Genomic DNA, 20,800 nt, shown 5'->3' with positions numbered 1-20,800 from the left:
CCGAGAAACAATCGAAGGAGCAATCATGGACAAGCCCGACGTCGGCCCCATCGAGGGTGCGCCGCCCGCCGAGCTCGTGATCGAGGACATCACGGTCGGCGACGGCCCCGAGGCCAGGGCCGGCCAGACCGTCGACGTCCACTACGTGGGTGTGGCCCACTCGAACGGGCAGGAGTTCGACGCGTCGTACAACCGCGGCGAGGCGTTCAGCTTCCCGCTCGGCGCCGGTCACGTCATCGGCGGCTGGGACCAGGGCGTACAGGGGATGAAGGTCGGCGGCCGGCGCCGGCTGACCATCCCGCCGCACCTGGGCTACGGCGCCCGCGGCGCCGGCGGCGCGATCAAGCCGAACGAGACGCTCATCTTTGTGGTGGATCTGCTCGGCGTGCGCTGACCTGAGGGCGGCAGCCCGACCGGGCCGGGATGGGTGCTCCCCACCCCGGCCCGGGCCCCTCTTCCCCGCCGCGCCCGGTCTCCCGGTCCGCGTCGTCCCCGGGGTCGAAAGGTTCTCCAATCGGAATCACCGGGTGGTCTTCACCGCCGCACAGCCGTTCTCGTCCGGCAGCAGCGGGCGGAACACGATCCGCCACTGGCGCGAACCGGTGGTCCACGGGGTCAGGGCGTTGGCGCCCTTGGCCGCGGTGAGCACCCTGGCGGTCTGGTCGCCGGTGACGGCCACACAGCCGGCCCGGGTCGCCGGGTCGATGTCGGGGCCGGGCAGCGCCGGGCCCGGCCAGGCCTTGGCGGGCGGAACCGGCCCGCTGGCCGGCTTCGTCCACGGCGCCGCGTAGACCACCATCGCGATGGGCTGGTAGGCGGTCGGGTTCTTCGGCAGGGCGCCGAGCTTCTTGACGTACGCCGCGATCTTCGCGCGCGCGTCGCGCTGGTCGGCGGTCAGGCGCCGGTCGTTGGACGGGGCCTCGCTGAGCGCGTTGATGGTGACGACCTGCTTGCCGGCGGCGGTCACCACGGTCACCCGGGTGGTCGGCGCGTCGGCCACGCCGGGCTGGCCGAGGTCGCTGCCGTTGCGTACGCCGGCCGAGAGTCCCTCCTGGACGAGCTGGCGGACCAGCCCCGGGGTGATCATCGAGACCTGGATGTTGGGCAGCGCCGGTCCGGGATAGATCGACGGAACCGGCCCCTGGCTGATCACGCGGCCGTCGCCGTAGACGCTGATCTGCGGGAAGCGGCCGAGGATCATGTCGGGCGCGACGAAACCGCCGTACGTCTCGGTGCGCAGAACCAGGTCGTTGGCGGCCGGGGTTTTCGCCGTAGTGCCTTCTTCCCGGGATTCGGCCGGCGATCCGGTCGAACCGGTCGGGGAGCCGGCCGCCGTCTGCTGGGCGCAGGCGCCGAGCAGAACAACAAGGGGAACGGCGGCGGCGATCAGGGTGCCGCGGAGACGAGTCATGCCCTTTTGGACGAGTGACCCCGCCCCGGGGTTCCGGCCGGTCCGGAATTTTTCGGTCAACTGGCCCTTTTGGGTCATCACCCGGGTGGCCGGCCCTTGGCATGAGGGCCGGCCACCTTTTACCTCTATCGGGGGCGGGGCCAAGGCTTTTATCGGACCGGCCTCACTTGACGGACCCGAGGGACAGGCCCTGGACCAGCTTGTCCTGCGCGGCGAAGCCGGCCACCAGCACCGGCAGCGAGACCACGAACGCGGCCGCGCACAGCTGGGCCAGGAACAGGCCCTGGCTGGTCACGAAGCTGGTCAGGAACACCGGCGCGGTCTCGGCCACGGTCGCGGTCAGCACCCGGGCGAACAGCAGCTCGTTCCAGCTGAAGATGAAGCAGATCAGCGCGGTCGCGGCGATGCCCGGCGCCACCACCGGGGCGATCACCGAGCGCAGCGTCCTGGTCAGGCTCGCCCCGTCGACCGAGGCCGCCTCGAGCATCTCGACCGGCACCTCGGACAGGAACGAGCGCATCATCCAGACCGCGATCGGCAGGTTCATCGACGTGTAGAAGATGATGAGCAGCCAGATGTTGTCGAGCAGGTGGGCCTTCTGCGCGAACAGGTACAGCGGAAGCAGGCCGGCCACGATCGGCAGCATCTTGGTGGACAGGAAGAAGAACAGGACGTCGGTCCACTTCTTGACCGGCTTGATCGACAACGCGTACGCGGCCGGGATCGACAGCAGCAGCACCAGAGCGGTCGAAATGACGCTCGAGGTCAGCGAGTTGAGCAGCGGCGGCCACGGGCTGGCGCCGCCGGAGAAGAACTCACGGTAGCCGGCCAGGTTGAGCGGTGCGAAGACGGCCGGCGGGTTCTGGGCCGCGTTGGCCTCGCTGTGGAACGAGGTCAGCACCATCCAGAGCACCGGCAGCACGAAGAGGATGCCGACGACCCAGGCCAGCAGGCTGAGCCAGGGGCCGCCGCGATCCTTCTTCCTCGGCGTGGCGGGGGTGGAAACGGTCGCCGCGGTCATCGGCCGGCCTCCTGCTTGAACAGCGACGAGACGGTACGCAGCGCGAACGTCGCGATGAGAATGGTGCCGATCACGACGATCACGGCGGCCGCGGACGCCCGCCCGTAGTCGTGGGCCTGGTAGAAGATCTGGTAGATCGTGTACGGCAGGTTGGCCGTGCCGAGCCCGCCGGACGTGATCGTGAAGACGGCGTCGAAGTTCTGCACGATGTAGATCGAGCCGAGCAGCGCGCCGAGCTCGAGATATTGCCGCAGGTGGGGCAGCGTCATGGTGCGGAAGATCTGCCAGCTGTTGGCCCCGTCGATGCGGGCCGCCTCGATCACGTCGAGCGGGCGCCCCTGCAGGCCGGCCAGCAGGATCAGCATCATGAACGGCGTCCACTGCCAGACCAGGGCGAAGATGACCGCCCACAGCGGCATGTCGCTGATCCAGTCCGGTTGCGGCGGGTGGTGGGAGCCGAAGAGCCGCCAGACCCACGTCAGGGCGCCGTTGAACAGGCCGTACTCGGGGTTGTAGAGCGCGTGCTTCCAGATCAGCGCGGCCGCGACCGGCACGACCAGGAACGGCGCGATCATCATGGTGCGGACCGCGCCCCGCCCGCGGAACCTGCGGTCGAGCAGCAGCGCGATGCCCAGGCCGAGCACCAGGCTGATCAGGACCACGCCGGCGGTCAGCAGGATCGTGGTCCAGACCGCGTCCCGCATGTTGACGTCGGTGAACACCCGCCGGAAGTTGTCGACCCCGGCGAAGCCCCGCTGGTTGGGGTAGTAGGCGTTCCAGTTCATGAAGGAGATGACCAGGGTCGCCACGAACGGCAGCTGGGTCACGACGATCATGAAGATCAGGGCCGGCAGCAGCGGCGCCCGGCGGGCCCAGGCCGACACCCGGCGGGCCGGTCCGGCCGACGGCGGGGGCGAGGCGAGCTGCTGATCGGACTGCTCGGCGACAGAAGTCACGGGAATCCCCCTCAGCCGTTGGCGCCGGATTGGTAGCGCTCGGACACGTCCCTGGCCAGGCGCTGGCCCCGTTTCAGCGCGTCGTCGACCGACATCTGCCCGGCGATGGCCGAGCTGACGTACTGCGAGACCTGGGTGCCGAGGTCGGTGAACTCGGGGATGTCGACGAACTGGATACCGATCGCCGGCCGCGGCTGGGTGCCCGGGTTACGCGGGTCGGCGGCGGAGATGGCGGCCTCGGTCGGGGCCGCGAACGCCTTGGCCTGAGCCAGGTAGTCCGGGTTCTGATACGTCGAGGCCCGCTTGCCGGCCGGGACGCTGGACCAGCCCACCCGCTGGCCGACCAGGTTCTCGTAGTCCTTACCGGAGGCCCAGGCGATGAACTTCCAGGCGTTCTCCTTCTTCTTGCTGGCCTGCTGAATGCTCCACGACCAGGCGTAGAGCCAGCCCGCGCTCTTCGTCCGCACGACCGGGGCCGGCGCGTACCCGATCTTGCCCTTGACCGGGGAGCCGGCCGCTTCCAGCGAGCCGGCGGCGCTGGTCGCGTCGTACCACATCGCGACGTTGCCCTGGACCATGTCGTTGAGGCATTCGGTGAAACCGGCCTGCGGGGCGCCGGCCTCGCCGTGCGAGCGCACCAGGTCGACGTAGAACTGGGTCGCCTGCTTGAAGCCGGGGGCGGTGAGCTGGGGCGACCAGTCCTTGTTGAACCAGGTGCCGCCGAAGGTGTTGACGACCGTGGTCAGCGGGGCGAAGACCTGACCCCAGCCGGGCTGGCCGCGCAGGCAGATGCCGCGCATGCCGGGCTGCTTGTTGTCGACCCGGGCCGCGATGTCGGCGACCTGCTGCCAGGTCGGGTGCTCCGGCATCTGGACGCCGGCCGCGTCGAGGACGTCCTTGCGGTACATCAGGAAGGACGACTCACCGTAGAACGGCTCACCGTAGAGCTTGCCGTCGTCGGCGGTCAGCGACTGGGTCATCGGCGGCAGGATGTCGGACTGGTCGAACCCGGTGTCGGCCTTGACGTAGTCGTCGAGCGGCGCGATCCACTTCGACTTCGCGTAGATCGGGATCTCGAAGTTGCTCAGCGAGGCCACGTCGTACTGGCCGGCCTGGCTGGAGAACTCCTGGCTGATCTTGTCGCGGACGTCGTTCTCCGGCAGCACGGTGTAGTTGACGTTGATGCCGGTCTGCTTGGTGAAGTTCGCCGCGGTCAGTTTCTGCAGGTCGATCATCTGCGGGTTGTTGACCATCAGCACGTTGATGCTGTCCGACCCGCCGCCGCCCGCTCCCCCGCCCCAGCCCGCGCACCCGGAGGCGACGGCGAGCATCAGTGTCGAGGCGACGGTCAACGCCGCTCTGAACTGCGCACGTGACATGCGGGCCTCCCCGGCGAGGCTGGTGTCACCGATTGTGACGCGGGTAACACGTTGGACCTCAGTACATGCCAGAGATCGATAAGTGTCAACCGACCCGGGCCGAGTTGCCGAACACCTCCACCACGTCGCCGCGGTGCAGCTGCCGGCCCCGGCGGGTGTCGACCTCGCCGTTGACCGTCACGTCGCCGGAGGCGATCAGCACCTTGCCCTCGCCCCCGGTGTCGATGAGGTCGGCCAGCTTCAGGAACTGTCCGAGTCTGATCATGTCGCCGTCGATCGGCACGTCGCGCATCGGAGCATCATCGCGTACGCCGGGCAAACTTTCTCGAACGGCTTTGAACCTTTCCCGCGCCCTATCCGAACTACCCCTCGTGAGGGAACTCGTGCTGGCCCGCCGAGCGGGCGTCCTGGCCGTAGCCGCCGTTGCCGGCGCGCTCGTCGCCACGCCGGCCCTGGCTGACGTGGCGGTGTCGCCCACTTCCGCCGTGCAGGGCGACGCCGTCGATGTGGATTTCAAGGTGACCAACACCGGCGCCAAACCGCTCGGCACCGTCACGGTGACGCTGCCCGCCGACTCGCCGGTCGCGGAGGCCTACCCGTTGTCGAACGACGACTGGGCGCCGAAGATCACGACGAAGAAGCTGGCCCACGCGCTGCCGTCGATGATGACCGACATCCCGGTCGACGAGGCGACCTCGGCGATCACCTGGATCGCGATGCCCGGGCTCGCGCTGCAGCCGGGCAAGACGGCCGACCTGAGGGTCTCGCTCGGGCCGATGCCCACGCTGAGCTCGTACAAGTTCACGGTGACCACCAAGTACAGCGACGGCACGGCCGGCCCCGCGATGACGCCGGGCACGTTGACGCTCAGCCCGGCCACCGCGCAGCAGCAGGCGGTGATCGATCAGGCGCACGCCGGTATGGACATGGGCGGCCAGAACGCGGCCAACGGCGACGGCACCACGGCCGGCGATCCCAACGCGGACGAGAACGCCCAGTTCGCCAAGGTCGTCGCGGACGCCACCCGGGGTCCGTCGATCCTGTCGATCGTCGGCTGGGTCGTCGCCGGGCTGGCTCTGCTCGGTGGCGTCTGGCTGATGTTCCGCAGCCGGCACCGCGCCGAGGAGGACGACGAGCCCTCGGACGACGAGGACGCCACCACGGCGGCGCCGCCGTCGCCCACCGCGTCGGCCGACGAGGCGGAAGCGGCGGACGAGAAGGACGTTGAGGCCAAGCAGCCGGTCGCGGCCGGCAAGTGGAGCCTCAAAGAGGAGTAGGACCCGGTTCCCGCGCTGGTGGACGCGGGCGGGCGTCGTGTCGGCGCGCGTGGGGCGCGGCGCACGACCGGCGGATGGGGTCACTGGGCATGACCCATGATCCGCGCGAGGGGTGGGAGGAGTTCGGGCCTCCCACCCCACAGACTCAGCTTGACTTCAGGGCTTCCACGATCTCCTTCTCCACCCGTTCGGCCTGGTCGTGGGGCACCTGGCAGGTCCCGGCCGCGATGTGGCCGCCCCCGCCGTAGCGCAGCATGACCTCGCCGACGTCGACCGGCGAGGTGCGGTCGAGGATCGACTTGCCGCAGGCGAACACCGTGTTCAGCTTCTGCCGGCCCCAGATCACGTGCACCGACACCCGGGCCTGCGGGAACATCGCGTAGACCATGAACCGGTTGCCGGCGTGGATGACCTCCTCGTCGCGCAGGTCGACCACGACCACGTCGCCCTCGACGTGACTGACCCGCTTGAGCTGCTCGACGAAGAGGTCGTGCTGCTCGCGGAAGAGCTCGGCCCGCTCCTTGACGTCGGGCAGCGCGAGGATCCCGCCGACCTCGTCGTGCTCGATGCAGGCGTCGATGAGCTGCATCATCAGCTGGTAGTTGGAGATGCGGAACTCGCGGAAGCGGCCCAGGCCGGTGCGGCTGTCCATCAGGAAGTTCATCAGGGTCCAGCCCTGCGGATTCAGGATGTCCTCGAGGGCGTAGGCGGCCGAGTCGGCCTGGTCGACCGCGCGCATCAGCTCGTCGGAGACCTTGGGGAAACGCTCCTTGCCCCCGAAGTACTCGTAGATCACCCGCGCGGCCGAGGGCGCGTCCGGGTCGATCACGTGGTTCTCGAGGTTGCCCTCGTTGCGCAGCGTCTCCGAGTGGTGGTGGTCGAAGACCATGTAGGCGCCCGGGGCGTACGGCAGGTTGGTGAGGATGTCGTTCTCGGTGACCTCGACCTCGCCGTCCTGCACGTCCTTGGGGTGCACGAACTTGATCTCGCCGATCATGTCCAGGTGCCGCAGCAGAACCGCGCAGACCAGGCCGTCGAAGTCGCTGCGGGTCACGAGCCGATACTTCACGACGTCCCCCTGCTGTTTTGGACCAGACCATTAGGTCCCAGTTTGCCACTTTTATCGCTATGGCCCTGGTCGCATCCTGGATTGATGTGAACCGCCCCACCGCCCGGCTGCGTAAGGTTTTCACGGACGTTCACAACGGTCGGAGGACTGGGAGACAGATGGACAACGCCCCACAGCTCATCCAGGAGCGCAGCGCCCCACCGGCCACGTTGGTGATCTTCGGCGCCTCGGGCGACCTGACCCGGCGCAAGCTCCTGCCGGCCGTCGAGAGCCTGGCCCGGCACAACCGGCTGCCCGAACAGTTCGCGCTGGTCGGCGTCGCCCGCACCCCGATGGCCGACGAGCAGTTCGCGGACAGCGCCCTCGGCGGGCGCAGCCTGGCCGACAAACGCCAGCTCATGGGGGGCATCCGGTACGTTTCCGGCGGCTACGACGACCCCGAGACGTACAAGCGGCTCAGCGAGACCCTCGACGAGCTCGACGCGCACCGCGGCACCGCCGGCAACCGGCTGTTCTACCTCTCCACCCCGGCCGAGGCCTTCGAGCCGGTCATCAACGGGCTGGCCGGGGCCGGGCTCAACCACGCCCGCGAAGGCTCGTTCTCCCGCCTGGTGATCGAGAAGCCGTACGGCCGCGACCTGCCCAGCGCCCGCGAACTCGACGGCATAGTGCACGCCGCGTTCGACGAGCCCCACGTGTTCCGCATCGACCACTACCTGGGCAAGGACACGGTCCAGAACGTGCTCGCCCTGCGCTTCGCCAACTCGATCTTCCAGCCGATCTGGGACCGCTCCTGGGTCGACCACGTGCAGATCACGGTCGCCGAGACGCTCGGCGTCGGCACCCGGGGCGGCTTCTACGAGCACGCCGGGGCGATGCGCGACATCGTGCAGAACCACGTGCTCCAGGTGCTCGCCCTGTCGCTGATGGAACCGCCGGCCTCGTTCGACGCCGAAGGCCTGCGCAACGAGAAGGTCAAGCTGCTCCAGGCAGTGCGGCTGCCCACCAACCGCGACGTGGCCGACCTGGCGGTCCGGGGGCAGTACACGCGGGGCGGCACCCGCGAGGAGCTGATGGCCGGCTACCGCGAGGAGGTCGGCGTCGACCCGCTGTCGCGCACCGAGACGTACGCGGCGATGCGGCTCAACGTCGACAACTGGCGCTGGGCGGGTGTGCCGTTCTACGTGCGTACGGGAAAGAGGTTGCCCGCCCGGGTGACCGAGGTCGCCCTGCAGTTCCAGCGGCCCCCGCACCTGCCGATCCCGGCCAACCAGCTGACCGACCTCGAGGCCGACGCGCTGATCCTGCGGATCCAGCCGAACGAGGGCATCTCGCTGCGCTTCGGCGCGAAGGTGCCGGGTCACTCGTTCCGCGTGCGCACCGCGAGCATGGACTTCTCGTACGAGAACACGTTCGCCGAGGAGTCCCCGGAGGCCTACGAGCGCCTGCTGCTCGACGCCCTGCTCGGCGACCCGACCCTGTTCATCCGGGCCGACGAGGTCGAGCAGTGCTGGCGCATCGTCGACCCGATCATCGACTGCTGGGCCAACGACCGGTCCCCGATCCCGACCTACGAGGCCGCCTCGTGGGGCCCGGCCGACGCCGAACGCCTCATCGGCCGCAGCGGCCGGCGCTGGCGCAACAGCGTCTGAACCGACCGCTCGGATATGGCCCCCGGACACCCGGGGGCCATATCTGTACGTAGGTGATGTTGGTTGCGGATGCGTCCCCGCAGCCATCTTCTGGTGGCCGATGCACCTATGGTCCGGTTCGGCGGCGTCGCGTCTGATGGAACCGACATTCACTGTCAGTGATCATCACGACGAGGGCCATCGATGACCAACCTGCAGCAGGCGCCGCCGAAAAAGAAGAAGAAGTGGGGCGACATACCCGCCTGGATCCAGGTGGTGACCGGCGTTCTGGGGCTCGCCGTGGCACTGGTGGCCCTCAAGGGCGCCGGTGGCGGCCCCCATCCGGTCGACCCCACGACCGGTCCGACGACGGTCATCGCCGAGCCGACGGAGACCGGGCCGACAGAGAGCGGGCCGACGACACACCCGCCGCCCGCCCCGAAGACCACACCGCCTCCGGACCCGGGCGCGCAGCTGGTCGGCACGTGGAGCGGGTCGAGCCCGCTCTCCGCGTACGAGTCGACCAGCCTCCGGATGACCATGAACCTGGGCGGCGACGGACACTACGCGTGGGAGCGCGACGTCGTGCACGACAGCGGGCGGTGGGAGCTCGACGGCGATCAGATCTACTTCGAGCAGGACACCGGCGGGCAGTACGAGTGGCCGTACGAGCTGAGCGGGTCGGGGGCGCGGCAGGTGCTGTCGATCGTCATGACGCAGGGCGGCACTACCCGGCTGCACCGGGCTTGAGCAGGGCCGTGGTGGCCTGGGTGGCGAGCCAGTCGGCCGCCTCGGGCCAGTCCCAGCCCAGCTCGCGAACCGTCGTCCAGGCGCCGGTGCCGAAGTAGAACCAGAGGATCTGCTCGGTGCGGGCGGTGTCGGCCGGGACGGCGCCGAGCGCGGCCAGGTGGGCGGCGACCTGGTGCAGGCGCGCGCGGTAGCGGGCCGTCGCACGGTCGGCGGCGGCGGCCACGACCGGCTCGGCGGTGCGGTTTTCCAGCAGGATCCGCAGCGTGCCGGCCTGGCGGCGGGTGACCTCGCCGGTCGTCGACGCGAGCCGGCGGAGGATGCCGGCCGGGTCGGTGGACCCGGCCATGGCGGCCAGCGCCGACTCGATCGTCTCGTCGGTGGTGCTCTCGTCGACCAGGGCCTCGATCAGCGCCGGCTTGCCGCCCACGCTCGTGTAGACCGTGTTCAGCGCGACTCCGGCCCGCGCGGCGACCGCGGCCACGCTCGTGCGGGCCTGCCGGGCCCGGACCTCCGAGGTGTATGTGCTGCATGAACACCACCAGGCGGAGGACGAGCTGCTCTGGCCGGCGCTGCACGCCCGGGCGCCCCTGGCCGACGACCTGATCACGACGATGAGCCGGCAGCACGCGGCGGTCGCTTCGGCGGTCGAGCGGGTCGGGCGGGAGATGGACGAGGCGAGCCTGAAGGAGCTTCACGACGTGCTGATCGAGCATCTCGACCTCGAGGAGGCGGCGGTGCTGCCGCTGATCCACGACCATCTGACGGTCGCCGAGTGGCACGCGCCGCAGGAGCACGCGATGAAGCACGGACCGGCCGGCCTGACCGACAAACTGCTGCTGGCGGGTCTCGTGCTGGAGGACGCAACGCCGCGCGAGCGGGCGTGGTTCCTGAGCGAGATGCCGCCGCCAGCCCGGTTGCTCTGGCGGCTGGTCGGGAGGCGGCGTTACGCCCGGCGCATGCGGGCGGTCCGGGGCGCCGGCCCGGGCGGCCGCTGACCGGCTGCCGTCAGGACCGCGGCCGCGCGGCGAGGACCTGGAGCGCCTTGGCGGCGTGCTCGTTCATGTTGAGCTCGGAGTGGATGACGTCGAGGATGCGCCGGTCGGTGTCGATCACGTAGGTGAGGCGCTTCAGGCGGATCGGGCCCAGGGCGACCTTGCGCTTGATGCCGAAGCGGAGGCCGACCTCGTTGCCCGGGTCGCTGAGCAGCGTGTAGTCGAAGTTGTGTGCGGTAGCGAATTCCTTCTGCTTCGAAGGCGAGTCGCCGCTGATGCCGACCCGCTGGGCGCCGGCCGCCTGGAACTCGGCCGCCAGGTCGCGGAAGTTGCAGGCCTCCATGGTGCAGCCGCGGCTCATCGCGGCCGGATAGAAGAACAGCACGATCGGTCCGTCGGCGAGCATCGTGCTCAGCCGCCGGGGCGCGGCGTCCTGGTCGAGTAGTTCGAAGTCGTCGACGATGTCGCCGGTGCCGTAGGCCATGTGATCAAGTTACTGCCGAGTTCGCGGATTCGGCCAGCGGGGCGGATCTCCCATAGGCTAGTAAGCCCCGCCGGTCGACCCCCCGAAAGCGACACCGCCATGCAGGTTTCGGTTGCACACCACCCGCCGAACACGGCCGTGCTGGTGCTGCGCGGATCCCTCGACATCGACACCGCCGCCTCCCTGAAGGCCAACCTCAACCGGCTCGTCGAGCGGGCCGCGCCGCGTGTCGTCGTCGACGTGTCGGGCCTCGACTTCTGCGATTCGATGGGGGTGGGGGTGCTGGTCACCGCCCACGGCCGGGCGATGGACCACGGTGGCTGGGTGCGCCTGGCGGCGCCGTCCGGCTTCCTGCGCCGGCTCTTCGACACGCTCGGGCTGACCGACTATCTCGCGCTGTTCCCCGACGTCGAAAGCGCCCTCCAGGAGTGACTCCGCATTCCAGGACCGACTCCGCACTCCAGGACTGACTTCCGCTGCCCCGGAGCCGTCCCGCTTTTCGCGGGACGGCTCCTGCGGTACGGGCCGGACCGTTCGGCCACGCGGGACGGTTCCGGGCGTCGGCGGCGAGCGCGCGCTGGGGGGCGGGACGGCTCCCCGGCGTACGGGAAAGGGTTTTAGCTGGTGACGCCGAAGGCGATCCGGCCGAGGGTGTCCTCGGTGCCGATGAAGCCCTCGTCCGGGATGAACTGGTCGTCGCCGAAGTCGACGTCGATGTCGTCGGCGGTTCCGCCGGCGCCGTCCGGGCCGACGCCGAAGAGTGTGCCGAAGCCGCCTCCGCCGGCGTCCATGACGTTGGGCCGGTCGTCGCTGTTGTCGGTGTGGAAGTCGCCGAAGAAGTGGCCGCCCTCGTGGGCGATCACGTTGCCCAGCGCGTGCCCGAGGAACGCCACCTTGTCGCTGGCCGGCGTGATGTAGGTGTTGAGCGACGCGTCGTCGCCGGCCGGATCGCTCAGGTAGTCGAGCAGCACCAGGGCGGTTTCCGAGGTCTCGAAGTTGCCCGGGTCGATGCTCTGCGAGATGCCGATCGTGTCGACGCCGGACTCGGCGACCGTGCCGCCGACGATGATGCGGCTGACGTTCGGCTTGCCCCACGGGTCGGGGTCGTCCTTGCTGTTGAGCACCTTGAGCTTGAACCGGGTGTTGAGGCCGCTGGCGACCATGTCCTTCTTGAGGTTCTCGGTGACGCCGGCGACCACCGCGTCGATCAGCCTGTCCTCGTCGGCCCGGGTCAGGCCCCACTTGGCGAGGAACGCGGCGAACGGGCTCAGATCGCGGTTGCCGGGGCCGCCGAAGACGCCGGTGTTGACCCGGGCGCCGTCGAAGTCGAGGAAGACCGTCTGCACCGGGGTCGCGCCTTCGAGGGGCGGTCGGTAGGCCTCGACGGTGATGTCGTACGCCCCGGAGCCGTGGGCCACGCCGATGTAGTGCCAGCCCGCCTTGGTCGCCACATAGTCGGTGACCGCGTTGCCGCCGGCCGGGAGCGGGGACGCCATCGGGTAGACGACCGACGCGTCCTGGTCGGAGCCGTGCACCTCGCGCGGGGTGGTGTCGTAGACGGTCAGGTAGGTCGCCGAGCCGGCGACCGAGGCGCCGAGCACGTCGCCCGGCTTCAGCTTGACGGCGTAGAAGTCGGTGTCGACGCCGACCGAGTTCAGCGACAGCGTGTAGGGCCCCTGGGTGGGCGGGGTGGGGTCGCCGATCCCGGTGCCGCTGGCCGAGTCGAACGGGTCGGCGGGCAGGCCGCCGAACGCCGCGACCGAGACGTAGTAGTCGCCCGTCGTGACGACCGGGAAGCTGATCCGGCTGTCCAGGGAGAGGCCGCTGTCGTCGTTGAGGGCGAGCAGCGTGCCGTCGGCCGACCAGAGCTCGAGCACGGTGTCGAGGGGGCCGTCCGGGGTCGCGGTGGCGGCCGTGAGCAGCTGCCCGGCCCGCGCGGCCACCTTGAAGTAGTCGAAGTCGTTGCTGCCGTCGCCGGTCAGCCGCCCGTGCGGCCCGTCGCCGATCTCCGAGTCGATCACCGCGCCGTTGCGCAGGCCGCCGATGCCGTAGTCGCCGGCGAGCGGGATCGAGCCGTCGTCCTCGGGGGCGGGCGGAACGTCGGCGTCGTCGATCGGTTCGTTGTCGAGGCTGCCGAGCACGCGGATGCGGGAGTACTGCTTGGCGCCGGTGCCGAAGCCGGTGACCCGCTGGGCGTCGACCGGGCGGTCGTTGCCGCCCGAGGTGCCGTCGATCTCGTCCTCGTCGACGACGACCGCCGGCGGCGGCGCCGCGGCCGCCAGGCTCTGCGCCTTGAGGCGGGCCTGGAGTCTGCTCGACGCCTGGGCCTTCAGATAGGTGCGCCAGCCGGCGTAGTCGGGGTGTGCACCGGCCGGAAGATCGGCCAGGTAGGGGTTGGGGCCGGCCGGCCTGCTGCCCGGCGGAGCCTTGGGCGCGCCGCTGATCTGAGCCGGGGTCGGGGCGGCGGGATCGGCGTGGGCGGCGCCCGGGGTGATCAGGGCCAGCCCGAGCACGGCCGCGGTGACGGTCGCGATGCTGCGTCGCATCAATTCCCCCTTCGGCTCGTCCGGGGCCGGGCGGCCACGGACGGCAAGGGGGACGTTACTAGCGGCGAACGTCTATATCTACGTCTGTCAAAATGTTGTAACAGGGCTGGTCAGCGCGCCTGGACCTCCTCCAGGGCGGCCACCGCGGCGCCGCGGGCCCCGGCCATGTCGAGGTCGGCGACCAGCGCGAAGGTCGCCACCTCGCGCTGCTCCCGGCGCAGGTCGGTGTTCTCCTTGACCGTGTCGAGGAACCACTGCCGGAACGTCGGCTCGGCCTCGACGACGCCACCGCCCAGGAAGTACGCGTCCGGGTCGGTGAAGTTGGCGGCGATCGTGAACAGCCGGCCGATCGCCTTCGCCTGCTGCCCGAACACGGCCAGGGCCAGCGGGTCCTCCTTCTCGCCGTAGCCGCGCAGCAGCTTGGCCGCCCGGGCGATCGGCTCGGCCGCCAGCGGGTGGTCGGGGAACCGCTTCAACCAGTACGGCAGCAGGTTGTTCTTGATGCCGGTCAGCGAGGCCACACTCTCGACGTCGCCGCCGAAGCCGCAGTTGCACATCGGGAGCGGCTGGTCCGGTTCGAGCACGTCGTGCAGCGGGATCTGCACGTGCCCGAGCTCGCCCGCCATGCCGGCCGCGCCGCTGACCACCCGGCCGGTGACGACCACGCCGCCGCCCATGCCGGTGCCGACGATCGCCGAGATCGACGAGGTGCTCATCGCGGCGTCGCCGAAGTGCCGGTGATGCGCGTAGAGGGCGGCCGCGTTGGCGTCGTTCTCGTAGTGCACCGGCAGGCCGATGCGGCGCTCGAGCGCGCCCCGGATGTCGAACCCGTGCCAGGCGTCCTGACTGAAGTTGGTCGACCCCTTGGACGAGATCACCCCGGTCGCGCTGGCCGGGCCCGGCGTGTCCAGGCCGACCGCGCGCACCAGCGTCAGCGGGGTGCTGGTCAGCGCCAGGATGTTGTCGAACGCCTCGGCCAGCGCCTCGACCGCCGACTCCGGTCCCTCGGTCACCAGGCTCGGGGTCTCCACCAGGTGATCGACGAGGAAGCGTCCGGTCGCGTCCAGCACGGTCGCGTTGTTGCAGGTCCCGCCGTTGTCCAGACCTACCACGACCCAGGACGCGGGGGTGCGTACCTTCTCTGCCTGATCCACAAGGGTGAGCGTACGTCCGCCGCCCCGGGTGCGCGACGATTGCGGCTGCGTTAGCGATGGTTGCAGCCGCGACGCGGGGCGGCGTCCGGGTCGAACGGTCTGGCATGACGAGCCGACGCACCGTTCTCGCCGCCTCCGCCGCCGCTGCCGCCGGCGGCGGCGGCGGCGGCGGTGTTCTGGTCGCCGCGCCGGCCGCCGAGGCCGCTCCGGCCGCGTCGCTCGTCTCCGCCGACCCGATCGCCCACCTGCTGCGCCGCGCCACGTACGGCCCGACGCCGCAGTCGCTGGCCGAGGCGAAGAAGCTCGGTGTCGCCGGGTGGCTCGACCGCCAGCTGAACCCGTCCCGGATCGACGACGCCGTCTGCGACCGGCTGCTCGCCCGGCTGCCGCTGGCCGGTGCCTCGGTCGCCCGGGTGCGGGCCGCGCTGCCGGTGCACTCGTACGCCGCGTTCGGCCAGCTCGGGCGGGCCGCCGTCGCCCGCGCGGTGTGGAGCAACCGCCAGCTGTTCGAGACGACCGCGATGTTCTGGGCCAACCACCTGCACATCGCGGCGCCGTCGAGCGGCGTCTGGGACAGCCGGTGCGACTACGAGGCCCAGGTGATCCGCCGGCACGCCTTCGGCAAGTTTTCGGAAATGCTCACGGCGTCGGCGAAGCACCCGGCGATGCTGACCTACCTGGACAACCGGTCGTCGACCAAGGCGCACCCGAACGAGAACTACGCCCGCGAGCTGATGGAGCTCCACACGGTCGGCCTGCTCTACACCGAGAACGACGTGGCCGCGGCGGCCCGCCTGCTGACCGGTATGACGGTCGGCCGCGACGGCGGCTACGTCTACCAGGCCTCCGCCCGCGCGGCGGGCACGGTCAGGATCCTCGGGTACACGGGTGCCGATCCGGACGCGTTCTTCGACTACCTGGCCCACCACCCGGCGACCGCGAAGCGGATCGCCACCAAGCTCTGCGTACGCTTCGTCGCCGACGACGCCCCAGCCTCGCTCGTCGCCCGGCTCGCCCAGATCTACCTGGACAACGACACCGCGATCGTGCCGGTGCTGCGGGCGCTGTTCACCTCGCCCGAGTTCGCCGCGTCGGCCGGGCAGAAGATGCGCACGCCGCTGGAGGACCTGGCCGCGTCGATCCGGGCCCTCGGGCTCGGCCCGGAGAGCTCGGGGGTCAAGGCGCTGGACGCGCTCTACAACGAGCTGGCCGACGCCGGGAACGCGCCGTACCGCTGGAGTCCGCCCAACGGCTTCCCGGACGTGGCCGCCGCCTGGGCGTCGCCGTCGGCGTTCCTGATGAAGTGCAACCTGCACCTCAACCTGGCCGCCGGCTGGTACCCAAGCCAGCTCACGCGTCCCGCCGATCTGCTCAGGTCGCTGGTTCCGGTGCGGCCGGCCACTTTCGGCGCTCTGGTCGACGCGCTGGCCGTACGCCTCACCGGCACCAGGCTGCCGGCCGCGCACACGGCCGCCGCGCTCAGCGTCGCCGGGAAGCTGCCGACCAGTCCGGTGGACAAGTCGCTGGACGGTGCCGCGCCGTACCTGATCGCGATGGTCCTGAACTCGCCGACCTTCCAGCTGAGGTGAACATGACCGAGAACGTTTCCCGTCGCCGGCTCCTGGGCACCTGCGCGGCCATCGGGGCCGGAGTGGCCGCCTCGGCGGTGTCGACCCAACTGGCGTACGCCGCCGACCCCGGCTACTCCGGTGACACGCTGGTGCTGCTGTCGCTGCGCGGCGGCTTCGACGGCCTGTCGGCGATCGTGCCGATCGGCGACCCCGACTACTACCGGGCGCGGCCCTCGATCGGGGTGCCGAAGAGCCAGGTCATCGCCGGCGACGGCACGTTCGGGCTGCACCCGGCGATGGCTCCCCTGCTCGGCCTCTGGAAGAGCGGGAAGCTGGCCGCCGTGCACGCGGCCGGGCAGCCCGACCCGACCCGGTCGCATTTCGCCGCGATGGAGGCGATGGAGAACGCCGCGCCCGGCAGCTCTGTGCGCAGCGGCTGGCTGGACCGGATGCTCGGCACCACCGGTTCCCATGCCCCGCTGGCCGGGGTCTCGCTGGGGCATGCGATGCCGGCGCGGGTCCTCGGTAGTGGTGTCGCCATGGAGTCGATCGACTCCTTCGAGCTCGCGGGTGCCTCGAAGAAGCCGATCGCGGCGGCCCTGCGGGCGATGTACGCCGACGCGCCCGCCCTGCTCGCCGCGCCGGCCCGAGCGGCCGACCGGGCCCTCGCGGCGACGGCCGGCTTGCCCGCCGGGACGAAAGGCACCTATCCGGCAACCGACCTCGGGTCCGCCCTGCGCGACGTCGCCCGCCTGATCAAGGCCCGGGCCGGGCTGGTCACGGCCGCGGTCGACTGCGGCGACTGGGACATGCACGAGGCCCTCGGCTCCGCGGTCAAGGGCCAGCGGATGTTCGACAACCTCACCGACCTGTCGCTCGCGCTGGCGGCGTTCGCCGCCGACCTGGGCGATGGGATGAAGAACGTCACGCTGGTCACGGTGAGCGAATTCGGGCGCCGGGTCGGCGAGAACGCCTCCCACGGCGCCGACCACGGGCACGGCAACGCGATGCTGGTGCTGGGCGGGGGCGTACGCGGCGGCAAGGTCTACGCCAAGTGGCCCACGCTGGCCCCGCGCGCCCTGGTCGACGGCGATCTGGCGGCGACCAGCGACTACCGGTCGGTGATCGGCGAGATTCTGCAGAAGCGGTGTGGCGTGGGCTCGCTGTCCGGCGTGTTCCCGTCCGTCACCGCGTCGTCCTTCGGGCTGGTGGCGGCTCGTTGATCTTGCGGGAAAAGCCGTAGTCTGAAGGCTGATGGAACCAGCCAACGGGCACGTCGTGCTCGACAGCGGCGCCGACGGCGGCTTCACCTCGCTGCGGCGCCAGGCCCGCCCGCGCGCCGAGCGGTACGAGATCGGCCGCTCCCTGCGCGAGCGCGCCCACCGCACCGACATGGCGTTCTGGCACCCGCCCGACGGCCGCCCCGACCCGGTCCAGCAGGTCATCGACCAGAACGCCGGCCGCCAGAGCTGGCTGATCCCGATCCGGATCGGCCGCATGACCTCCTCGCCGTACGCGTTCCTCCGCGGCTCGGCCAACATCATGGCCGACGACTTCGCCCGGCTCCCGGCCACCGGCATCACCCCGGTCATCTGCGGCGACGCCCACCTGGGCAACTTCGGCTTCTACGCCTCCCCGGAACGGGAACTCGTCTTCGACCTCAACGACTTCGACGAGGCCCACCCCGGCGCCTGGGAATGGGACCTGCGCCGGCTCGCGGTCAGCGTCTACGTGGCCGGCCGGCAGAACGGCTTCCGGGAGAGCGCCTGCGGCGACGCCGTGCAGCACTGCGTCACGCAATACCGCGAGCAGATCTGGCACCTGGCCGAGCAGCCGCTGCTGGCCCGCTCGTTCGAGCGGCTCGACGTCGAGTCGCTGCGCTCGGCGGCCACCAAACAGAGCTTCCGGGAAGAGATCGAACGGGCCGCCCGCCGGGCCCGCCGGCGCACCAGCGACCGGGCGCTCCCCCGCTTCACCGAGCGGCGCGACGGCACGGCCCGCCTGGTCGAGGAGCCGCCGCTGATCACGCGGACGAGCGACGGCGACCGGGACGCCCTCGAGGCCGCGCTCGACGGCTACCTCAACACGCTGCCGCCGCACTGGGCGCGCATCCTGGCCGGCTACCGGATCGTCGACATCGCGCACAAGGTGGTCGGGGTCGGCTCGGTCGGCCTGCGGGCCTACGTCGCGCTGTGCGAGGGCAGCAGCACCGACGACGTGGTGTTCCTGCAACTCAAGCAGGCCCGCCGGTCGGTCATCGCGCGCCACCAGCACGGCAGCCGGGCGTGGCACCGGCACCAGGGGCAGCGCGTCGTGGAATATCAGCAGGCGCTGCAGACGGTCAGCGACCCGCTGCTCGGCTGGACCACGGTCGGGGAGCACCAGTTCTACGTGCGGCAGTTCCGCGACATGAAGGGGGCGATCGTCGTCGAGGGGATCAGCGCGGGAGCGCTCGCCGACTACGCCGGCGTGTGCGGCTACCTGCTGGCCAAGTCACACGCCCGCACCAGCGGCGCGTCCATGATCGCCGGCTACATCGGCAGCAGCGGCAAACTCGACGACGTGCTCTGCCGGTTCGCCCGGGCGTACGCCGACCAGGTCGAATCCGACCACGCGCGCCTGCGGGCGGCCGTGCACCGGGGGCTGCTGCCGGCCGAGGCGGCATGATGATCTCGCTGGAATCGGCGCCGGTCCTCCAATTCTGGACCGAGCGGCACCTGTGCACGCTGACGACGCTGCGCCGCGACGGCTCGCCGCACGTGGTGCCCGTCGGGGCGACGCTCGACGCGCCGGCCGGGCTGCTGCGGGTGATCTCGTCGCGCGGGTCCGCCCACGTGCGCCACGTGACGGCCGGGCAGGACCGGGTGGCGGTCTGCCAGGTCGACGGGGCCCGGTGGATCACGGTCGAGGGCAAGGCGCAGGTCCTCTCCGCGGCCGAGGCGGTCGAGGAGGCGGTGCGGCGCTACGCGGCCCGCTACCGGCAGCCGCGGGTCAACCCGGAACGGGTCGTCATCGAAGTGTCGATAACGAGGGTCCTCGGATCGACCGTGTTCCGATAGCGTCGAGGGGTGGAGATACTTCCGGGCACCCCGGTCGCGCTGGGCGGGCCCCGCGGCTTCGAGGTGACGCGCACCCTGCCCAACAAGCAGAGGCGGATGGTCGGGGCGTGGTGCTTCCTCGACGCGTACGGGCCGCACGACCTCGACGGGTCGCCGGGCATGCGCGTCGGTCCGCACCCGCACACCGGCCTGCAGACGGTCACCTGGCTCGTCGCCGGGGAGGTGCTGCACCGCGACAGCCTCGGCAACGTGCAGGAGATCCGGCCGGGCCGGCTCAACCTGATGACGGCGGGACGCGGCATTTCCCACGCCGAGGTCACACCCGCCGACCACTCGCGCTCGCTGCACGGCGTACAGCTGTGGGTGGCCCTGCCCCACGCCGACCGCGACATGCCCCCGGCCTTCGCCCACCACGCCGATCTTCCGGTCTTCTCGGACGGCGGCCTTGCCGCCACCGTCCTCATGGGAGACCTCGCCGGCCTCACCTCGCCCGCGGCGACCCACACGCCCCTGGTCGGGGCGGAGATCACGCTCGGCGCGAACGCCGCGGCCTCGTTGCCCCTACGGTCCGATTTCGAGTACGCGGTGCTGGCGCTCGACGGCGCACCGGTGATCGAGGAGACGACGCTGAAGCCGGGGCCGCTGCTCTACGTCGGATCGGGACGCGCGTCGTTGCGGCTGTCCACGGCGTCACCGGCGCGGCTGCTCCTGCTCGGCGGGGAGCCGTTCGAGGAGCGCCTGGTGATGTGGTGGAACTTCGTCGGCCGCGAACACGACGAGATCGTGCAGATGCGGCTCGACTGGGAGTCGCAGACGCCACGCTTCGGTTCGGTCTCCGGCTACGACGGACCCCGGCTGCCAGCGCCGCCGATGCCGCTGACCCGGCTGGTCTCGCGTGGACGGGTGCGCTGACACACTCCCGGTCCGCTTGATGCCGTTTCTCGCTTGACGGTCCCTCCGAGCAGGCGGAGTCTCGGAAGAAGGCGGCCACCATCACGGCCGCCGTCCCTGGGAGCCCGCCGTGAACGCCTTCGATGTCGGCAAACTTGGTCTGATCGTCGCCACGCCCACGCTGCTCGGCGCAGTCGTGATCTACGCACCTAAATGGTGGGGGCTGGTGGCCGAGACGTGGAGCCGGCTGCGACCACCGCCACCCGTGCCGCTCGGGCCGCCGATCGAACAGCTGGCGGCCGACCTGCGGCGGCTGCTGCGCCTGCACGGCGAGATGGTGGCGTCCGCTCACCTGGCGATGCGGGCGCACCGCCTGTGGGCGGTCGAGGCGGCGATCGGGGCGCGGGCGATCGAAGCGGCCCGGGCGCTGGATGTGCCGCATCGCGAGCCCGAGTCGCCCGGCGCGTTGACCCGCTCGGAACTGTTGGACCTGCTCAACGCGTTGTCGGCGTGCGGTCTCGTGCTGCCGGCGAAGGTCGGGCCGTTCACTTCGGACGGGCGCCTCTGAGCTTTCGGCTTTTCGGCTTTCCGGATGGAAACGGCGGCGGG

At 70.8% G+C, this 20,800-nt stretch carries 22 protein-coding genes; 12 read left to right on the top strand and 10 right to left on the bottom strand.

The genetic code is table 11. The annotated features are described in order from the left end of the window. Window positions 1–25 precede the first annotated feature (25 nt). Window positions 26–394, top strand: coding sequence for an FKBP-type peptidyl-prolyl cis-trans isomerase (locus AB0M88_RS43830; protein ID WP_364112499.1), 369 nt, complete (start codon window positions 26–28; stop codon window positions 392–394). Window positions 395–520: 126 nt separating this feature from the next. On the opposite strand, the gene AB0M88_RS43825 is transcribed toward AB0M88_RS43830, so the two are convergent. The 5 genes from AB0M88_RS43825 to AB0M88_RS43805 form a co-directional block, all read right to left on the bottom strand. Beyond that, window positions 521–1,411 carry a hypothetical protein gene (locus AB0M88_RS43825; protein ID WP_364112497.1) on the bottom strand — a complete coding sequence of 297 codons (891 nt, stop codon included), beginning with the start codon at window positions 1,409–1,411 and terminating at the stop codon, window positions 521–523. 163 nt (window positions 1,412–1,574) lie between these two features. Further along, a complete protein-coding gene (locus AB0M88_RS43820; RefSeq protein WP_364112495.1) occupies window positions 1,575–2,432 on the bottom strand; it encodes a carbohydrate ABC transporter permease in 858 nt (285 codons plus the stop codon). Next, complete coding sequence (locus AB0M88_RS43815; RefSeq protein ID WP_364112493.1) at window positions 2,429–3,388, bottom strand: sugar ABC transporter permease; 960 nt, start codon at window positions 3,386–3,388, stop codon at window positions 2,429–2,431. The genes AB0M88_RS43820 and AB0M88_RS43815 overlap by 4 nt, the downstream gene beginning before the upstream one ends. 11 nt (window positions 3,389–3,399) lie before the next feature. Then, a complete protein-coding gene (locus AB0M88_RS43810; protein ID WP_364112491.1) occupies window positions 3,400–4,767 on the bottom strand; it encodes a sugar ABC transporter substrate-binding protein in 1,368 nt (455 codons plus the stop codon). An 85-nt stretch (window positions 4,768–4,852) separates the two neighbouring features. Continuing rightward, window positions 4,853–5,059 carry an RNA-binding S4 domain-containing protein gene (locus tag AB0M88_RS43805; RefSeq protein WP_364112489.1) on the bottom strand — a complete coding sequence of 69 codons (207 nt, stop codon included), beginning with the start codon at window positions 5,057–5,059 and terminating at the stop codon, window positions 4,853–4,855. A gap of 79 nt (window positions 5,060–5,138) precedes the next feature. Here AB0M88_RS43805 and AB0M88_RS43800 point away from each other — a divergent pair, with 79 nt between their 5' ends. Then, the gene (locus tag AB0M88_RS43800; protein WP_364112487.1) at window positions 5,139–6,044 is read left to right on the top strand and encodes a DUF1775 domain-containing protein; all 906 of its coding nucleotides are present in this window, start codon (window positions 5,139–5,141) and stop codon (window positions 6,042–6,044) included. 145 nt (window positions 6,045–6,189) lie between these two features. Here AB0M88_RS43800 and AB0M88_RS43795 read toward each other — a convergent pair whose 3' ends face one another. Beyond that, complete coding sequence (locus tag AB0M88_RS43795; RefSeq protein ID WP_364112485.1) at window positions 6,190–7,113, bottom strand: exopolyphosphatase; 924 nt, start codon at window positions 7,111–7,113, stop codon at window positions 6,190–6,192. A gap of 158 nt (window positions 7,114–7,271) precedes the next feature. Here AB0M88_RS43795 and zwf point away from each other — a divergent pair, with 158 nt between their 5' ends. Then, window positions 7,272–8,765 (top strand): glucose-6-phosphate dehydrogenase, encoded by a 1,494-nt coding sequence (gene zwf / locus AB0M88_RS43790; RefSeq protein ID WP_364112483.1) that lies wholly within the window; start codon window positions 7,272–7,274, stop codon window positions 8,763–8,765. 183 nt (window positions 8,766–8,948) lie between these two features. Continuing rightward, a complete protein-coding gene (locus AB0M88_RS43785) occupies window positions 8,949–9,494 on the top strand; it encodes a hypothetical protein (RefSeq protein WP_364112481.1) in 546 nt (181 codons plus the stop codon). On the opposite strand, the gene AB0M88_RS43780 is transcribed toward AB0M88_RS43785, so the two are convergent. Beyond that, window positions 9,472–9,975, bottom strand: a complete 504-nt coding sequence (locus tag AB0M88_RS43780; RefSeq protein WP_364112479.1) for a hypothetical protein — start codon at window positions 9,973–9,975, stop codon at window positions 9,472–9,474. The two genes, AB0M88_RS43785 and AB0M88_RS43780, sit on opposite strands and share 23 nt — an antisense overlap. A gap of 40 nt (window positions 9,976–10,015) precedes the next feature. On the opposite strand from AB0M88_RS43780, the gene AB0M88_RS43775 reads away from it, so the two are divergent. Beyond that, window positions 10,016–10,489, top strand: coding sequence for a hemerythrin domain-containing protein (locus AB0M88_RS43775; RefSeq protein ID WP_364112477.1), 474 nt, complete (start codon window positions 10,016–10,018; stop codon window positions 10,487–10,489). A gap of 10 nt (window positions 10,490–10,499) precedes the next feature. Here AB0M88_RS43775 and AB0M88_RS43770 read toward each other — a convergent pair whose 3' ends face one another. After that, a complete protein-coding gene (locus AB0M88_RS43770) occupies window positions 10,500–10,970 on the bottom strand; it encodes a peroxiredoxin (RefSeq protein ID WP_364112475.1) in 471 nt (156 codons plus the stop codon). A gap of 99 nt (window positions 10,971–11,069) precedes the next feature. Here AB0M88_RS43770 and AB0M88_RS43765 point away from each other — a divergent pair, with 99 nt between their 5' ends. Next, complete coding sequence (locus tag AB0M88_RS43765) at window positions 11,070–11,402, top strand: STAS domain-containing protein (protein WP_364112473.1); 333 nt, start codon at window positions 11,070–11,072, stop codon at window positions 11,400–11,402. Between the two features lie 185 nt (window positions 11,403–11,587). Here AB0M88_RS43765 and AB0M88_RS43760 read toward each other — a convergent pair whose 3' ends face one another. Next, on the bottom strand, window positions 11,588–13,516 hold the full coding sequence (locus AB0M88_RS43760) for a hypothetical protein (RefSeq protein ID WP_364112471.1): 1,929 nt from the start codon (window positions 13,514–13,516) through the stop codon (window positions 11,588–11,590). Between the two features lie 110 nt (window positions 13,517–13,626). Next, complete coding sequence (locus tag AB0M88_RS43755; protein WP_364112469.1) at window positions 13,627–14,670, bottom strand: ROK family protein; 1,044 nt, start codon at window positions 14,668–14,670, stop codon at window positions 13,627–13,629. Between the two features lie 104 nt (window positions 14,671–14,774). On the opposite strand from AB0M88_RS43755, the gene AB0M88_RS43750 reads away from it, so the two are divergent. From AB0M88_RS43750 to AB0M88_RS43725, 6 genes are all read left to right on the top strand, one after another. After that, window positions 14,775–16,259: a DUF1800 domain-containing protein gene (locus tag AB0M88_RS43750; protein WP_364112467.1), complete on the top strand. Its 1,485-nt coding sequence runs from the start codon at window positions 14,775–14,777 to the stop codon at window positions 16,257–16,259. A gap of 2 nt (window positions 16,260–16,261) precedes the next feature. Continuing rightward, on the top strand, window positions 16,262–17,464 hold the full coding sequence (locus AB0M88_RS43745) for a DUF1501 domain-containing protein (RefSeq protein WP_364112465.1): 1,203 nt from the start codon (window positions 16,262–16,264) through the stop codon (window positions 17,462–17,464). A gap of 31 nt (window positions 17,465–17,495) precedes the next feature. Further along, window positions 17,496–18,908 carry a DUF2252 domain-containing protein gene (locus tag AB0M88_RS43740; protein ID WP_364112463.1) on the top strand — a complete coding sequence of 471 codons (1,413 nt, stop codon included), beginning with the start codon at window positions 17,496–17,498 and terminating at the stop codon, window positions 18,906–18,908. After that, window positions 18,908–19,300, top strand: coding sequence for a TIGR03618 family F420-dependent PPOX class oxidoreductase (locus AB0M88_RS43735; RefSeq protein WP_364112517.1), 393 nt, complete (start codon window positions 18,908–18,910; stop codon window positions 19,298–19,300). Before AB0M88_RS43740 ends, AB0M88_RS43735 begins: the two co-directional genes overlap by 1 nt. A 9-nt stretch (window positions 19,301–19,309) precedes the next feature. Beyond that, complete coding sequence (locus AB0M88_RS43730; RefSeq protein ID WP_364112461.1) at window positions 19,310–20,212, top strand: pirin family protein; 903 nt, start codon at window positions 19,310–19,312, stop codon at window positions 20,210–20,212. A 109-nt stretch (window positions 20,213–20,321) separates the two neighbouring features. Next, the gene (locus AB0M88_RS43725; RefSeq protein WP_364112459.1) at window positions 20,322–20,759 is read left to right on the top strand and encodes a hypothetical protein; all 438 of its coding nucleotides are present in this window, start codon (window positions 20,322–20,324) and stop codon (window positions 20,757–20,759) included. Window positions 20,760–20,800: the final 41 nt, after the last annotated feature.

The organism is Actinoplanes sp. NPDC051411 (genome assembly GCF_040682075.1).
Classification (GTDB): Bacteria; Actinomycetota; Actinomycetes; order Mycobacteriales; family Micromonosporaceae; genus Actinoplanes.
The sequence above is the reverse complement of the archived record's forward strand: the minus strand, read 5'-3'. Positions and strand labels throughout refer to the sequence as shown.

Coding starts and splice junctions, on each gene's coding strand:
- AB0M88_RS43785 (WP_364112481.1), top strand. CDS start 8,949: ATGACCAACCTGCAGCAGGCGCCGCCGAAAAAGAAGAAGAAGTGGGGC.
- AB0M88_RS43740 (WP_364112463.1), top strand. CDS start 17,496: ATGGAACCAGCCAACGGGCACGTCGTGCTCGACAGCGGCGCCGACGGC.
- AB0M88_RS43745 (WP_364112465.1), top strand. CDS start 16,262: ATGACCGAGAACGTTTCCCGTCGCCGGCTCCTGGGCACCTGCGCGGCC.
- AB0M88_RS43735 (WP_364112517.1), top strand. CDS start 18,908: ATGATCTCGCTGGAATCGGCGCCGGTCCTCCAATTCTGGACCGAGCGG.
- AB0M88_RS43770 (WP_364112475.1), bottom strand. CDS start 10,970: ATGGCCTACGGCACCGGCGACATCGTCGACGACTTCGAACTACTCGAC.
- AB0M88_RS43820 (WP_364112495.1), bottom strand. CDS start 2,432: ATGACCGCGGCGACCGTTTCCACCCCCGCCACGCCGAGGAAGAAGGAT.
- AB0M88_RS43830 (WP_364112499.1), top strand. CDS start 26: ATGGACAAGCCCGACGTCGGCCCCATCGAGGGTGCGCCGCCCGCCGAG.
- AB0M88_RS43805 (WP_364112489.1), bottom strand. CDS start 5,059: ATGCGCGACGTGCCGATCGACGGCGACATGATCAGACTCGGACAGTTC.
- AB0M88_RS43765 (WP_364112473.1), top strand. CDS start 11,070: ATGCAGGTTTCGGTTGCACACCACCCGCCGAACACGGCCGTGCTGGTG.
- AB0M88_RS43750 (WP_364112467.1), top strand. CDS start 14,775: ATGACGAGCCGACGCACCGTTCTCGCCGCCTCCGCCGCCGCTGCCGCC.
- AB0M88_RS43810 (WP_364112491.1), bottom strand. CDS start 4,767: ATGTCACGTGCGCAGTTCAGAGCGGCGTTGACCGTCGCCTCGACACTG.
- AB0M88_RS43825 (WP_364112497.1), bottom strand. CDS start 1,411: ATGACTCGTCTCCGCGGCACCCTGATCGCCGCCGCCGTTCCCCTTGTT.
- AB0M88_RS43760 (WP_364112471.1), bottom strand. CDS start 13,516: ATGCGACGCAGCATCGCGACCGTCACCGCGGCCGTGCTCGGGCTGGCC.
- zwf (WP_364112483.1), top strand. CDS start 7,272: ATGGACAACGCCCCACAGCTCATCCAGGAGCGCAGCGCCCCACCGGCC.